The sequence below is a fragment of the Roseomonas aeriglobus genome (assembly GCA_016937575.1).
Classification (GTDB): Bacteria; Pseudomonadota; Alphaproteobacteria; order Sphingomonadales; family Sphingomonadaceae; genus Sphingomonas; species Sphingomonas aerigloba.
The window spans coordinates 463878-477969 of record JAFHKN010000002.1 but is presented as its reverse complement, the minus strand read 5'-3'; the positions used below and the strand labels follow the sequence as shown (position 1 = coordinate 477969).

Here is a 14092-nt window from a genome sequence, read left to right as displayed (position 1 = left end):
CCCGATCTAATGCACCTTGCCTATCGAGGCAAGGCAGGATCAGGCGGCATGCGCCTGCGATATCGGAACGAGCGCATCGAGGAACTGGCGCGCGCTCGCCTCCCAGGTGAAGGTGCGGGCATAGGCGGCGCAACCGTCTCGGTCGAGCAACAGCGCATCGGCGATCGCGGCTTCGAGATCGTCGGCCATCGCGCCGGTCTCCGCGGTCAATACATCGACCGGCCCGGTGACCGGATAGGCCGCGACCGGCGTACCGCAGGCCAGCGCCTCGATCATCACCAGCCCGAAGGTGTCGGTGCGGCTGGGAAACACCATGACGTCGGCCGCGGCATAGGCGCCCGCCAGGTCCGCGCCGAACAGCGCGCCCATGAAGATCGCGCTGGGAAACTCCGCCTCGAGCGCGGCGCGCGCGGGGCCGTCGCCGACGACGATCTTCGTCCCGGGATGCTCGTTGGACAGAAAGGCACGGACGTTCTTTTCGACCGCGACGCGTCCCACGTAGAGCTGGATCGGGCGCGGCAGATGGCCGAGCGCCGGGTGTGGCGCGGCGTCCGGGTGAAAGGCGGTCAGGTCGACCCCCCGCCCCCAGTGCCGGACGTGGGGCAATTGATGCGCGATCAGCGTCTCGCGGATCGACGGCGTCGACGCGAGGATCGCCGCAGCGGGCGCATGGAACCAGCGAATGTACCGCCAGATCCACTCCGCCGGGATGCCGGTGCGCGCGGACACATAGTCGGGGAATTGCGTGTGGTAGGCGGTGGTGAACGGCCGTGCCCGCGCCAGGCACCAGGCGCGGGCGGCAAGGCACAGCGGCCCTTCGGTCGCGAGGTGGATCGCATCGGCGCCGAATTGGGCCAGCATGCCACCGACGGTCGAGCGGCGCGCAAAGGCAAGCCGGATCTCGGGGTAGGTCGGGCATGGGACCGATGCGAAAAGATCGGGCGAGACGATCAGCACGTCATGCCCCATCCGCGCAAGCTGGTCGCGAACGGCGGTCAGCGTGCGGACGACGCCGTTGACCTGCGGCGTCCACGCGTCGGTGACGATGGCTATGCGCATCTAGAGCCCCTCCTCTTCAGGGGAGGGGTTGGGGTGGGGGACGCGGACGACAGTCTCGGTGAGACATCCCCCACCCCCAACCCCTCCCGCGAAGGGGAGGGGATTCACGATAAGACCGCCCCTCACGCCGCCATCGCCACGACGCGGCCTGCCTCGCGCCTGGCCACTTCTTCGGCCCAGTCGAGCAGCTCCATCCGCCCGTCGAAATGCTCGACCAGCGCGTTGCAGCCCTCCACCCAGTCGCCGTCGTTGTAATAGGCGATGCCGTCGATCTCGCGGATTTCGGCGGTATGAATGTGTCCGGCGATGACGCCGTCGACACCGCGCAGACCCGCCTCGTGTGCGACGATCTCCTCGAACTTCGAGATAAACTCGACCGATTTCTTGACGCGGTGCTTGGCGTGTTTGCTCAGCGACCAATAGGGCAGCCCCATCCGCCGGCGGTAGGCGTTGACCCAGCGATTGGCCCACATCGCGAAGTGGTAGGCGGCGTCGCCCAGATAGGCGAGCCAGCGGTGCGACAACATGATCGCGTCGAATTCGTCGCCGTGCAGCACCAGCAGACGGCGGCCGTCGGCAGTTTCGTGGATCGCCTGGCGCTTGATCGTCACGCCACCGAAGTGCAGGCCCGAAAACTGCCGGAACATCTCGTCGTGATTGCCCGGGATATACACGATCCGCGTGCCGCGCTTGGCGCGCTTCAGGATGCGCCAGACGATGTCGTTATGCGCATCGGGCCAGTAGAATTTCTTCTTCAGCCGCCAGCCGTCGATGATGTCGCCGACCAGATACATGGTGTCGCTGTCGACATGGTCGAGGAAGTCGATCAGCAATTCGGCATTGCAGCCGCGCGTGCCGAGATGAACGTCGGAAATCCACACCGTCCGATAGCGCTGCCGTTCGACGACACGTTCGGGGATGGCCGGCCGGGAATTGGCGAAGTCGGCCAGGTCGGCGACATCGGCAAGCTTCAGGATATCCGTCATGGCACTCCCCGCCCCGTTCGGCTGTCGGGCGGGTGCAATGCCTTGCCAATGTTACGGTTTCAGGGGAGCGGCGTCACACAGCCGTCACAGCCGCCCCTTTGCCCGGCGTCCTATCGGGCCGTCGGCGTCGGCTTGCGCGGCGCCGACGCGGCCGGTTTGGGGGGCGATGCCCCGCCCGCTTCCGCCGCGCCGGCGACCAGCGCGTCGAGCGAGCCGCCGTCGAAGCCGAGTTCCCGCATCAGCCCGTCGATGACCGGGGCCTGGGCACGGTAGCGGAGCGCCGCATTGACCGCCGAGCTCGCGAGATTGCGGTCGCCGCCCTCGCCCGCGTCGACCGTGCCGCCGGCACCGCCCTGCCCCGTAATGCCATCGACCTGCACGATCTTGATGCTATCGATCGCCTCCATCGGCCGCGCTGCCTCGCGGACCAGTTCGGGCAGCACCTTGAGCAAGGCCAGCTTGGTCTGGAGCGACATCTGGTCGGACGACAGCAGGTTCGCCGCCTCGTTCACCGCGCGCTGGCCCGCCGCTTCGACTTCGAAGCGGACGCGGTCCGCCTCCGCCTTCAGCTTCGCCGCCTCCGCTTCGCCCTCGGCCTGGAGACGTGCGGCTTCCGCACGGTCGGCCGCGGCCTGTTTCTCGGCTTCGGCCTGGACGCGCAGGCCGATCGCCGCCCGCTCCGCCTCGCGCGCGGCATCGATCAGTTCGATACGCTTCGTGCGTTCGGCGACCTCGGCGTCGCGCGCGGTGGTCACCTGTTCCTGCGCCACGACCGCCGCGGCCCGCGCCTTGTCGGCCTCGGCCTTGGCCTGGCTTTCCTCGCGGCTCTTGTTCTGGACCGCGATCTGCTGTTCCTGCCGCGCGAGTTCGAGCGCCTGGGTCTGCGCGATCTGCGCTTCCTTGACCGCGCGATCCGCCTCGATCTGCTGGCTGTCGACCAGCTTCTTCGCCTCGATCCGCGCCTGATCGGCTTCCTGCTGACGCAGCGACTGTTCGCGGGCGACCTCCGCCGACTGTGCCGCCCGGCGCATCTCGACCTCGCGCTCCTGCTCCAGCCGGGCGAATTCGGTGTCGCGGCTGATCAGGAACGACTGGCGCTGCGCCTCGAGGTTCTTGGTCTCGATCTGGACGCGGGTGTCCTGCTCGATGTCGTTGCGGGCCTTCTTGCGCAGCTCGATCTGCTCGGTCAGCTTCGTCAGACCCTCGGCGTCGAACGCGTTGTTGGCATTGAAATGCTCGATCGATGTCTGGTCGAGCCCGGTCAGCGACACGCTTTCCAGCTCCAGCCCGTTCATCGCGAGATCGACCGAAGACACCTGCTGCACCTTCTGGACGAAGTCGCTGCGCTGTTCGTGGAGCTGCGCCATCGTCATGCCCGCCGCGACCGAGCGAAGGGCGTCGACGAACTTGCCCTCGACCAGCTCCTTCAGTGCGTCGGGGTTCATCGTGCGCATACCGAGCGTCTGCGCGGCAGTCGCGATCGACCCCGCGTCGGGTTTCACGCGGACATAGAACTCCGCCTTCACGTCGATCCGGAGGCGGTCGAGCGTGATCAGCGCGTCCATGTTCTTGCGCTCGACCGCCAGTCGGACCGTGTTCATATTAACCGGCATCGTCTCGTGAAACACCGGCAGCACCAGCGCGCCGCCATTCATCACCACCCGCTCGCCGCCCAGTCCGGTGCGGACGAAGCCGATTTCCTTCGAGGCACGGCGATAGAGCCGCGCCAGGATCAGCCCGAGCACGAGCAACGTCGCCAGCGCGATGCCGGCGTAGATCAGATACGGAACCATCGAATTCCCCTGGATGGCGATGTCGTTCATGGGTCGAGCCCCGGCAGCAGGTGATCACCGCGCGAAATAGCGCGGAAGACGTCGCCTTCGCGCCGGACGAGCAGCACGCTCTCTCCCTGCGCGAAGGCCTGGTCGGCGTTGTCGGGTTCGACCATCACATAGTGCGCCTGACCGAACCGATCGACGGTGCGCGCGCGAGCGGGCGAGCCGGGGGTCGCGCGGCCGACCTGGATGGTGGCGACGCGACCGATCAGATCCTCGATCGCAATCGCCGTCGTGTGATCTTGGGGGACGATGCCGCCGACCATCCGCGCCGCCAGCGCCGTCAGCGGCAACGCCAGCAGTGCGGCTGCGGGCGCGGCGATCCACAGGGGTTGCACCCCACCAAGCAAGTCATGCGACAGCTGCTGACCGATCAGCCCGATCAGCCCGAAACTCGCCAGATACAGCACCAGCAGCACGAGCATCGGCACGCGTCCGACACCCAGCCAGCTGAGCAGGTCGCTGTCGACATCGGCATCGAATCCGTGATCGACCGGGGCGAACCCGATCGCCTGGACCAGTCCGATCAGCAGCATCAGAACGATCGCCGCAGAAAAGAGCACGTTCTGTGACGCGCCCAGAAAGTCGAGCACCCCTGCCTCCCCGATTCGAGAGGGAGGTTACGGGTCCGGCGTAATTGCGCCTAGCGAAATCGGAGCAGGAACGACCGTAATCGGAGGTCAGATCGTCAAGATGATCTTACCCACATGATCCCCCGCCTCCATCCGGCGATGCGCCTCGGCCGCCTGTGCCAGCGGGAAGCTCCGGTCCATCACCGGCTTCAGCCGCCCCGCCTCGACATGCGGCCAGACGGTGCGCGACAGTTCGTCGGCGACGAGGCTCTTGAACGCGACGTCGCGGTTCCGGAGCGTGGAGCCCGTCAGCGTCAGGCGGCGGCGCATGATGTCGAAGATGGGGATGGTCGCGGTCAGGCCGCCCTGGACGGCGATCGAGACGTGGCGGCCGTCCTCCGCCAGGCATTGCAGGTTGCGGGGGACATAGTCGCCACCGACCATGTCGAGCACGACCTGGACGCCCTTGCCGCCGGTGATCTCCTTCACCCGCGCGACGAAGTCCTCGGCCTTGTAATCGATCGCATGGGTCGCGCCGAGCGCCTTGGCTGCGGCGACCTTTTCGGCTGAGCCCGCCGTGACGATGATGTCGACGCCGAACAGGCCGCACAGCGCGATCGCCATCGTACCGATGCCGCTGGTGCCGCCATGGACCAGCACCGTGTCGCCGTCGCTGGCGAAGCCCCGCTCGAACAGGTTCGTCCAGACGGTGAACAGCGTCTCGGGCAAGGCGGCCGCCTCCGCCATCGTCAGCGCCGCGGGCACCGGCAGGCATTGGCCGGCGGGCGCGACGCAATATTCGGCATAGCCGCCACCGGCAACGAGCGCGCAGAGCGGTTGGCCGATCAGTTCCGGGGGCACGTCGTCACCGGCCGCGACGACCTCGCCCGCGATTTCCAGGCCGGGCACGCTGGTCGTGCCCGGCGGCGGGGCATAGCCGCCCTTGCGCTGGAGCACGTCAGGCCGGTTGACACCGGCGGCAGCGACCTTGATCAGCACGTCGCCGGGGCCTGGCTGTGGGACCGGCCGTTCGACCGGTACCAGCACCTCGGGCCCGCCCGGTGCCTGCGGGTCGATCGCCGTCATCGTCGCCGGTATCGTCATGCCGCCCGTCCCCCGTTTCGTCGAAGGCTTATTGACACCCAGCCCGGTCAGGTCAACGATCCGCTGCCATGGAAGCCGACGATCTTCCCCGCCGCGCTCGCGATCTGGTCGCAGAGCTTGCCCGCCAAGACCTCGACCCGCTGTCGGTCGAGGAGCTTCAGGCGCGGATCGCCGCGTTGGAGGCGGAAATTTCCCGCGTTCGTCACAGGATTGAACGCGCCGTTAACCATCGGGCAAGCGCCGACGCGCTATTCAAGTCGTGATCACGAGCGCCGGTTCGTCGCGCTGTACGAAACCGGTGCGACGGTCGCCACGCTTGATGCGGGCCCCAAGACTTCCGACATATCGGAGGACCGGGTCGCCCGTCCTCCCAAGCGGCCCGCTGGAGTAAGTACATGCCGTCTTTCGCTTCCGCCCTGGAAAACACCCTGCACGAGGCCCTGAAGGCCGCCTCGTCGCGCCGTCACGAATATGCGACGCTGGAGCATCTGCTGCTCGCGCTGATCGCCGACGAGCACGCGTCGAAGGTGATGGCGTCGTGCGGCGTGGACCTGGGCGAACTGCAGACCACGGTCGCGCATTATCTCGATACCGAGCTCGACGCGCTGAAGGTCGCTCAGGCCACCGACCCCTCGCCGACCAGCGGTTTCAGCCGCGTCATCCAGCGCGCGATCCTGCACGTCCAGTCGTCGGGCCGTGACGAGGTGACCGGCGCCAATGTGCTTGTCGCGCTGTTCAGCGAGCGCGAGAGCTACGCCGTCTATTTCCTGCAGCAGCAGGACATGAGCCGTCTCGATGCGGTCAGCTTCATCAGCCACGGCGTCGGCAAGGGCGCCGCGCCGACCGAAGCGACCCCGCCCAAGGGGGCCGAGGAAGAGAAGCCGGGGAAGGGCGACGGCAAGGGCAAGAGCGAAAGCGCGCTCAAGCAGTTTACCGTCGACCTCAACGAAAAGGCGAAGACCGGCAAGATCGATCCGCTGATCGGTCGCGGGCCCGAAGTCGACCGCACCGTCCAGATCCTGTGCCGCCGCAGCAAGAACAACCCGCTGTATGTGGGCGATCCGGGCGTCGGCAAGACCGCCATCGCCGAGGGTCTCGCGCGCAAGATCGTCGAGGGCGACGTGCCCGAGGTGCTGAAGGAGGCCGTCATCTATTCGCTCGACATGGGCGCGCTGCTGGCCGGCACGCGCTATCGCGGCGATTTCGAAGAGCGTCTGAAGCAGGTCGTCACCGAGCTTGAGAAGCTGCCGCACGCGGTGCTGTTCATCGACGAGATCCACACCGTCATCGGTGCCGGCGCGACGAGTGGCGGCGCGATGGATGCGTCGAACCTGCTGAAGCCCGCGCTTAGCGGCGGCACGATCCGCTGCATCGGCTCGACCACCTACAAGGAATTCCGCAACCACTTCGAAAAGGACCGCGCGCTGCTGCGCCGGTTCCAGAAGATCGACGTGAACGAGCCGACGATCGAGGACACGATCAAGATTCTCGCCGGTCTCCGCACCGCGTTCGAGGGGCATCATGGCGTCAAGTACACGCCGGACGCGATCAAGTCGGCGGTCGAACTCTCGGCGCGCTACATCAACGACCGCAAGCTGCCCGACAAGGCGATCGACGTGATCGACGAAGTCGGCGCGATGCAGATGCTGGTCGCCCCGTCGAAGCGGAAGAAGACGATCACCCCCAAGGAGATCGAACAGGTCATCGCGACGATGGCGCGCATCCCGCCGAAGACCGTGTCGACCGACGATACCAAGGCGCTGGCGAGCCTGGAAACCGACCTGAAGCGCGTCGTCTTCGGCCAGGACAAGGCGATCGAGGTGCTGTCGTCGGCGATCAAGCTGTCGCGCGCCGGGTTGCGCGACCCGGACAAGCCGATCGGCAACTATCTGTTCTCAGGGCCCACCGGCGTCGGCAAGACCGAAGTCGCGCGGCGTCTGGCGGATATCCTCGGCATTCCGCTCCAGCGCTTCGACATGTCCGAATATATGGAGCGCCATTCGGTCAGCCGGCTGATCGGTGCCCCTCCGGGCTATGTCGGCTATGATCAGGGCGGGCTGCTGACCGATGCGGTCGACCAGAATCCGCATTCGGTGCTGTTGCTCGACGAGATCGAGAAGGCGCATCCGGATCTGTTCAACATCCTGTTGCAGGTGATGGACAACGGCAAGCTGACTGATCACCACGGCAAGACCGTCGATTTCCGCAACACCATCCTCATCCTGACCACCAATGCCGGTGCGTCGGACATGGCCAAGGAGTCGCTGGGCTTCGGCACCATCGGCCGAGAGGATGTGCAGGAAGAAGCGGTGAAGAACCTCTTCACCCCGGAATTCCGCAACCGCCTCGATGCGATCGTGCCGTTCGGCTATCTGCCGCCGGAAGTCGTCAGCCGGGTCGTCGAGAAGTTCATCCTGCAGCTCGAACTCCAGCTGGCCGACCGCGGCGTCCACATCAACCTGGACGAGGAAGCGAAGGCGTGGCTGACCGAGCGCGGCTATGACAAGCTCTATGGCGCACGGCCGATGGGTCGCTTGATCCAGGAGAAGATCAAGCAGCCGCTGGCCGAAGAACTGCTGTTCGGCAAGCTGGTCCATGGCGGCGAGGTGACGGTCAAGATGAAGGACGGCGCGCTGTCGTTCACCATCGAACCCGCAGCGCCCAAGAAGCCGGGAAAGGCAGGCGGCGGCAAGAAGGCGGCGGCGGAAAAGGCCAAGTAACCGCCGATCTCCGCTGATCGACGTCGCGGCCTCGCAGTCTTTGGGTGCGGGGCCGCGATGCGTTTGCCCCGATCCGACACATCCGACCGTACTTAACCCGATCTTAGCCTTACGGTCGCTAGGCCTTGAATCATGTCCTTAGCGGGCCTTCTTCGATTCTTTGGCCTGTTGGTGGCGTTTCTGAGTGTCTGGTCGGCAGGTCCAGCGCGGGCCCAGGCAGGTGTCGCCGGCACGCCGGTCGACGCGTGTATCGCACGCCTGTCCTCGGGCGAGACGGTGGCGGCGATGATCCGTTCGCCAGGGCGCTTCGACTGTCGGACACCGCAATTGGCGTTCGGGCCCGGCGACTATTGGGTGCTGTCCGCACCGCTGACGACATCCACCGTCCCGCCACCGCTGTCCGTTCGGGTGAACAGTCTGTGGCAACGCGCGCTCAGCCTGAGCATCCTGTACGCCGACGGTCACATCGCGACCATCGCGACCACCAGTGCAACGCTGTCGCAGCATATCGAACTGGGTGCGATCGTCGAACTCGACATACCCCCGCGGCCCGCGCCGCCCGTGCGGCTGTTGTGGCGGGTCGAAGGATCGGCCAACCTGCGCGGCATCGTCACTGGAATGCGTCTGGCGGATGCGAAGGCCAGTCGGCAGGCCAATCTGACCATGGCCGCCATCTATGCGGCGTTCGGGGGCCTCGCGGTTGCGCTGTTCATCTACAATCTCGCGCTCTGGTGGGCGCTGCGGTTCCGCTTCCAGCTCTCCTATTGCCTAATGGTCTCGATGCTGGTCGGCTATGCGTTGAGTTCGTCCGGACTGCTCGCCTGGCTGATCCCGGCGATCGACAACAACGACCGCATGCGGTGCAATGCGCTTCTGCTCGGGTTTACGGCAGCCGCCGCGATCGGCTTTGCCCGCAGCTTCTTCGAAGAACGCGTCTTCGCCGGCTGGCTGAAACCCTGCGTCACCATCGCGATCGGCATGCTGGTGACGAGCGGCGTCGTGCATGCAGTCGGTTCCTATGTGTCGATCCGCGCGGCCGACCGCGCGACCGCGTTGCTGATGCTGGGCGGCCTATCCGTCACCATCCCGCTGCTGCTGCGGGCATGGCAGCGCGGCAGCCGCTATCTCGCAATCTTCTCGATCGCCTGGGCGATGCCGATCACGTCCGCTGCGCTACGCCTGCTTGCGGCACTCCACCTGCTGCCGGACAATTTCTGGCTCGATAATTCGACTATCCTGACGCTGGCGTTCGAAGCGATGATCTCCAGCCTGGCGATCGCCTACCGCGTCCAGGCGCTGAGCATGGAGCGCGATGCGGCGATGGCGGCCGAGCTTCAGGCGCGCGCGCTGGCGGACACGGATCCGCTGACAGGGCTGCTCAATCGCCGCGCTTTCCTCGACCGCGCGATCGGCCGGCCGGACCGCGTGACTTTGCTGCTGATCGACATCGATCATTTCAAGCTGATCAACGACACGCTGGGCCATGACGGGGGCGATGACGTGCTACGCGTCTTCGCCCGAACCCTCCACGCAGCGGTACCGCCCAACGGACTGGTCGCGCGCCTGGGCGGCGAGGAATTCGGCATCGTCGTGCCGGCCGAGAGCCGGCTGGAACCGGAGGTGCTGCTCGACGCCCTGCGGGCGGCGCGAATGCCGTTCGATTTGCGCGTCACCGCCAGCATCGGCTGCTGCACCGGCGTGCTGGAAAACGACATCCAGTGGAAAGCGCTGTACCGGATCGCCGACCGGGCGCTGTTCGAGGCGAAGAACGCCGGACGCGACCGCGCGCGCATCGCGCCTGCCCTGTCCGTCGCCGCTTGAACGATGACGCCAGCAGGCGTAGGATGGTGTCATGTGGAAACGACGCGCCGAAATCGCCATTCTGGCCCTGCTAGTCGTCATTGGCGGGGCGACCGACCCGCGCCCACGCGCGCATGTCCAGATCGATGCTCCGACGATCGACTTGGCCGGACTGGCGCCCGACCGGATCGAGACGCTGGCCGACGTCGGCCGCGTCACGCTCAGCGCTGCGTTGATGTTGCTGGACTGAGTTGCACTGGACGCGAGCGTAACTTACACTCGTGTCAATGAGCGATCCTGAGAGCATCTGGCGCACCGCCTATCATCACCCAGGCGTCTGGGACCGTGCCTATCCGCCCGAGACGATGATCGCTTTGTTCGAGGCGAGCGCCAAGCGCCAAGCGGATGCGCCCCTCCTCGATTTCCTGGGGCGGAAATATAGCTACGCAGAGACGCTGGATGGGGCCAATCGCGTCGCCTGCGGCCTGGCGAAGTTGGGATATGGTCCGGGCGACCGCATCGGCCTCTTCCTGCCCAACGTGCCCCATTATGTCGCGGCCTATTACGGCATCCTCAAGCTGGGTGCGACGGTCGTCAATTTCTCCCCCCTCTATACGGTCGACGAACTCGCCCATCAGGTCGCCGATTCGGGTACGCGGTTGCTGTTCACCCTGTCGGCCACAGCGCTGCTGCCGACTGCGGTAAAGGTGCTTGAGAAAAGCGCACTGGAACGGCTGGTCGTGGGGTCGGTTGCCGGCGCCCTGCCCCCGACCAAGTCGGTGCTCTATCGCCTGTTTCGTCGCAGCGAAGTCGCCAGCCGGCCGGACGATCCGCGGATTTCCGCTTTCTCGCAATTGATCGCGAACGATGGCGCCTGCACGACGCCCTCGCTCGACCCGCAAAACGACATCGCGCTGATCCAGTACACCGGCGGCACCACTGGCGTGCCAAAGGGCGCGATGCTCACCCATGCCAATCTGTCGGCGAACGCACGGCAGGTTGCGGACCTGAACCCCGAGCCCAGCGAAGTCGACCGGGTGATGGGCGTGCTGCCCTTCTTCCACGTCTTCGCCAACACCTGTGTATTGAACCGGACGGTCGTGACGGGCGGGGAAATCGTGATGCTTCCGCGCTTCGAGGCCGGGCAGGTGCTCGATGCGCTTGCGCGCACACGCCCCAGCGCCATGCCCGGTGTGCCGACGATGTACCAGGCTCTGCTCGATCACCCGAAGCACGGGCAAACCGACTTTTCGTGCCTCAGATTCTGTATTTCGGGCGGCGCGCCCTTGTCGGCGGAACTGAAGGCACGGTTCGAGGGCGACAGCGGATCGACCGTCATCGAGGGCTATGGCCTGTCGGAGACGTCGGGCGTCGTGTCGTGCAACCCCTATGCCGGCCCGCAGAAGGCCGGCACGATCGGCCAGCCGATCCCCGGCACGCGCGTCGCGCTGGTCGACAAGGAAGACCCGAGTCGCCCGCCCCCACCTGGCGAACCCGGCGAAATCGTCGTGGCGGGGCCGCAGATCATGAAGGGCTATTGGCAGCGCCCCGATGCGGATGGCGAAGTGTTCGTGACGGACGCGACCGGCACCCGCTGGCTGCGCACCGGCGACGTCGGCCAAATCGACGACGACGGCTTCATCCGCATCGTCGACCGGCTGAAGGACATGATCGCGGTCGGCGGCTTCAAGGTCTTCCCCAGCCAGATCGAGGCGATCCTGTACCACCACCCGGCGGTCAAGGAGGCGCTGGTCATCGGCCTGCCCGACACCTACCGCGGCGAAGTCCCGCGGGCGTATGTCACGCTGCTGGAGGATGCAGAGCCGGTCGACGGGGCGACGCTGATGGCATGGCTCAACCCGCAGCTCGGCAAGCACGAGCGGGTCGACGACGTGGTGATTCGCTTGGCGCTGCCCAAGACGATGATCGGAAAGCTCAGCCGCAAGGATCTGGTGGCGGAGGTGATGTCAGAGGGTCAGGCCGGATAGGTCGCGCTGACCAGAGAATACTCTGATCACGATCACGTCGTTGGCATCGACATGGTAAGCAATTATGATCCGACGCTCGAACGTCACGGTTCGCACATCGACCGACATGATCGAGCGCACGGGTCCACGACGCGGGAAATGCTGCAACTTATCGATGAAGGCGCGTAGCCGCGCCACGTAGCGGAGCGCGGTCGCCGGATCGGCCTGATCACTGACCCAGTCTGCGATCTGCTGGATGTCGGCCTCTGCTGTCGAGAGCAGGACGAGGCGATGACTCATCCCCTGCGGCGTGCCTCGATATTCGCGCGAATACGAGCAAATGCTTCGTCGATCGGTACGGCGGGCCGCGGGTCGGCAAGCGCTTCCGCAACCTTTTCTCGGACCATGGCTTCGAACGCCTCTCGCCGCTGCTCCAGCAACTGCAGGGCGTCGTCCAGCACCTCCTCCACCGATTCGTGGAAACCATCCCCAAGAAACGCTTCGGCGCGTTCGGTAAATTGTCCGAGGTTGAGAGCGGGATCGCGGTCGGCCATGGCCCCTTTTACCACGATCCCCGCGCCTCGCCTAATCCCCCGCCGGCCCGCTCTTGTCCGCTTTCGGCATCATCACCGCCTTCAGGTTCATGAACTCGTGCAGCCCCCAGGGCCCGAGCTCGCGCCCGTGACCGGAGCGCTTCACGCCGCCGAACGGCGCTTCGGGCACCGACGCCAGCATTGCGTTCACCGCGGTCATGCCCGCTTCGATGTCGCGCGCAAATCGTTCCTGTTCGGCCGCGTCGTTGGTCCAGACGCTGGAGCCGAGCCCGAACGGCACGTCGTTGGCGAGCGTGATCGCCGCGTCGATGTCGTCGGCCTTGAACACCATCGCGACGGGACCGAAAATCTCCTCCTTCGCGAACTTGCCCTCAGGCGGCACGTCGACGAGCACGCCGGCAGTCATCCATGCGCCGGGCCGCTCGATCTTGTCGGCGCCAACCAGCACCCGTGCGCCCTCGCGCTTCGCTTCCTCCACTTGGTCGAGCACGGTGTCGCGGCCGTCCTCGCTCGACAGCGGACCCATTGCGCTGCCCGCGTCCATCGGATCGCCGATCGCCAGGTCGCGCATGCCCTTTTCGAAAACGGCCATGAACGCGTCGTACACATCGGCATGGACGATCATCCGCTTGGCGCAGATGCACGACTGGCCGGCATTCTGCGTTCGCGCGGTCACCGCGACTTCGGCAGCCTTCTGCACGTCGGCCGAGGGCATGACGATAAACGGGTCCGACCCGCCGAGTTCGAGCACGACCTTCTTCAACTCGCGCCCCGCCACTTCGGCGACCTTGATGCCCGCCCCTTCGCTGCCGGTCAGCGTCACCGCGACGATGCGCGGGTCGGCGATGACCGGTTCGACCTTCGACGACGGAACGGCGAGGTTCTGAAACAAACCGTCAGGAGCGCCTGCCGTCTCGACCATCTCTTCGATCAGCGCCGCGCAGCCCTGTGTCAGCGAGGCGTGCTTCAGCAGTCCGACGTTCCCGGCCATGATCGCGGGCGCAAGGAAGCGGACGACCTGCCAGTAGGGGAAATTCCACGGCATGATCGCCAGCACTGGCCCGATCGGCAGCCAGCGCGCCACCGCGCGACCGCTCGCCATCTCGACCTCGGTATCTGCCAGCAGCGCCGAGCCGTGCTCGGCGTAATAGCGGAAGCCGCTCACGCACTTCTCGACCTCGGCGATGGCCGACTTCAGCGTCTTGCCCATCTCGCGTGTCGCCATTTCGGCCAGCCGCTGCTTCTCGCCATCGAACGCGTCGGCGATTCGGCTTAGCAGTGCGGTGCGTTCGTCATACGACGTCGTACGCCAGTGCTTGTACGTCTCCGCCGCCCTGGCGATCCGCGCTTCGACCTCTTGGGGCGAATGTTCGGGATGCTCGGCGAAGACCTCGCCTGTTGCCGGATTGATGCTCTTGAACATGGGGATGGGGTGCCTTTCGTCGCCATCCAAACGTAGCGCCGCGGCGCACGGTTGCATAAGCCCCCAAGCCTG

At 66.1% G+C, this 14092-nt stretch carries 13 protein-coding genes; 5 read left to right on the top strand and 8 right to left on the bottom strand.

Going from position 1 to position 14092, the window contains the following annotated elements; genetic code table 11:
- Nucleotides 1-39: 39 nt before the first annotated feature.
- The 5 genes from JW805_02730 to JW805_02710 all read right to left on the bottom strand — a co-directional run bounded on the left by JW805_02730 (nt 40) and on the right by JW805_02710 (nt 5556).
- The gene (locus tag JW805_02730) at nt 40-1059 is read right to left on the bottom strand and encodes a glycosyltransferase family 1 protein (protein MBN2970933.1); all 1020 of its coding nucleotides are present in this window, start codon (nt 1057-1059) and stop codon (nt 40-42) included.
- 122 nt (nt 1060-1181) lie between these two features.
- Complete coding sequence (locus JW805_02725; protein MBN2970932.1) at nt 1182-2045, bottom strand: UDP-2,3-diacylglucosamine diphosphatase; 864 nt, start codon at nt 2043-2045, stop codon at nt 1182-1184.
- A gap of 110 nt (nt 2046-2155) precedes the next feature.
- Nucleotides 2156-3868: a hypothetical protein gene (locus JW805_02720; GenBank protein ID MBN2970931.1), complete on the bottom strand. Its 1713-nt coding sequence runs from the start codon at nt 3866-3868 to the stop codon at nt 2156-2158.
- Nucleotides 3865-4473 (bottom strand): YqiJ family protein, encoded by a 609-nt coding sequence (locus tag JW805_02715; protein ID MBN2970930.1) that lies wholly within the window; start codon nt 4471-4473, stop codon nt 3865-3867. The genes JW805_02720 and JW805_02715 overlap by 4 nt, the downstream gene beginning before the upstream one ends.
- 87 nt (nt 4474-4560) lie before the next feature.
- The gene (locus JW805_02710; GenBank protein ID MBN2970929.1) at nt 4561-5556 is read right to left on the bottom strand and encodes an NAD(P)H-quinone oxidoreductase; all 996 of its coding nucleotides are present in this window, start codon (nt 5554-5556) and stop codon (nt 4561-4563) included.
- 68 nt (nt 5557-5624) lie between these two features.
- Between JW805_02710 and JW805_02705 the strand changes: the two genes are divergently transcribed.
- From JW805_02705 to JW805_02685, 5 genes are all read left to right on the top strand, one after another.
- Nucleotides 5625-5819 (top strand): DUF1192 domain-containing protein, encoded by a 195-nt coding sequence (locus JW805_02705; GenBank protein MBN2970928.1) that lies wholly within the window; start codon nt 5625-5627, stop codon nt 5817-5819.
- Nucleotides 5820-5951: 132 nt separating this feature from the next.
- Nucleotides 5952-8276, top strand: a complete 2325-nt coding sequence (clpA, locus tag JW805_02700) for an ATP-dependent Clp protease ATP-binding subunit ClpA (protein ID MBN2970927.1) — start codon at nt 5952-5954, stop codon at nt 8274-8276.
- A gap of 171 nt (nt 8277-8447) precedes the next feature.
- Nucleotides 8448-10097 (top strand): diguanylate cyclase, encoded by a 1650-nt coding sequence (locus JW805_02695; GenBank protein ID MBN2970926.1) that lies wholly within the window; start codon nt 8448-8450, stop codon nt 10095-10097.
- Nucleotides 10098-10128: 31 nt separating this feature from the next.
- Nucleotides 10129-10326: a hypothetical protein gene (locus tag JW805_02690; protein MBN2970925.1), complete on the top strand. Its 198-nt coding sequence runs from the start codon at nt 10129-10131 to the stop codon at nt 10324-10326.
- Between the two features lie 37 nt (nt 10327-10363).
- Complete coding sequence (locus tag JW805_02685) at nt 10364-12064, top strand: AMP-binding protein (GenBank protein ID MBN2970924.1); 1701 nt, start codon at nt 10364-10366, stop codon at nt 12062-12064.
- Here the strand turns inward: JW805_02685 and JW805_02680 are convergent.
- From JW805_02680 to JW805_02670, 3 genes are read right to left on the bottom strand one after another with little or no spacing between them, the layout of a single operon-like run.
- On the bottom strand, nt 12044-12343 hold the full coding sequence (locus JW805_02680; protein ID MBN2970923.1) for a type II toxin-antitoxin system RelE/ParE family toxin: 300 nt from the start codon (nt 12341-12343) through the stop codon (nt 12044-12046). The genes JW805_02685 and JW805_02680 overlap by 21 nt on opposite strands.
- The gene (locus tag JW805_02675) at nt 12340-12597 is read right to left on the bottom strand and encodes a hypothetical protein (GenBank protein ID MBN2970922.1); all 258 of its coding nucleotides are present in this window, start codon (nt 12595-12597) and stop codon (nt 12340-12342) included. The genes JW805_02680 and JW805_02675 overlap by 4 nt, the downstream gene beginning before the upstream one ends.
- Nucleotides 12598-12628: 31 nt before the next feature.
- Nucleotides 12629-14020: an NAD-dependent succinate-semialdehyde dehydrogenase gene (locus JW805_02670; protein ID MBN2970921.1), complete on the bottom strand. Its 1392-nt coding sequence runs from the start codon at nt 14018-14020 to the stop codon at nt 12629-12631.
- Nucleotides 14021-14092: the final 72 nt, after the last annotated feature.